The 749-nt window shown below is 40.3% G+C and carries 1 protein-coding gene and 2 pseudogenes; all 3 read left to right on the top strand.

Annotated features, from left to right (window positions below; translation table 11 throughout):
• Positions 1-215: 215 nt before the first annotated feature.
• A pseudogene (locus DYY66_RS16120) lies at positions 216-362 on the top strand (DEAD/DEAH box helicase); the annotation flags it as partial.
• 1 nt (position 363) lies between these two features.
• A pseudogene (locus DYY66_RS15410) lies at positions 364-439 on the top strand (hypothetical protein); the annotation flags it as partial.
• A gap of 1 nt (position 440) precedes the next feature.
• Positions 441-749, top strand: a 309-nt coding sequence (locus DYY66_RS14200; protein WP_255496120.1) for a DEAD/DEAH box helicase, incomplete at both ends; no start/stop codon positions are given.

Below are 749 nucleotides of genomic sequence, written 5' to 3'. Positions count from 1 at the left end.
AGGAATTTTTGACTATATACCAATTATTGCAGCTGTCCTACTTGGTATTGGTTTAGTTGGTGTTATAGTATACGAACGATCTAGAACAAGACAAAGCAAAGAACCCGAATCAACTGCTTGAGTTAGAAGTAAAGTTTCGCAATCTTGGTTTTGAGCACCTGACCGAGATACAGCAAAAGGCTGTTCCAGTAATATTTCAAAAAATTGATTCTCTAGTGGTTGCGCCAACTGGATCTGGAAAGACAGAGACTGCAGTAATTCCAATATTTTCTCGGGTCTCACGCTCTAGAAAAGAGGGCAAGATCAAGGTGTTGTACATCACTCCGCTTCGTGCACTAAATCGAGATGTCTTCAAAAGAATANTAGAAAAGAGGGCAAGATCAAGGTGTTGTATATCACTCCGCTTCGTGCACTAAACCGAGATGTCTTCAAGAGAATTNCAGACAATGAGGCGCAAGATAAATTTGTCCCCGCCTGACATCTTGATTACAACACCTGAAACTTTGATTATACTACTTACACAGCCTGTAATGCTACAAGCACTTGATGAAATTGAATGGATGGTAATAGATGAAGTACACGAACTTTTGGGCAACGAAAGGGGTGCACAACTATCACTTAGCTTGGAAAGACTCCAGGCAAATACGAAATATCAGATAACAAGAGTTGGGCTGTCGGCAACTGTAGGAAACACTGCAGAAGCTGCCAAGTTTGTAGTTGGTACAAAAAGAAAATGCAAAATAATTGAG

Source organism: Candidatus Nitrosotalea sp. FS (assembly GCF_011319475.1).
In the GTDB taxonomy this organism is placed as follows: Archaea; Thermoproteota; Nitrososphaeria; order Nitrososphaerales; family Nitrosopumilaceae; genus Nitrosotalea.
This window is presented reverse-complemented; position numbering and strand designations above follow the sequence as displayed.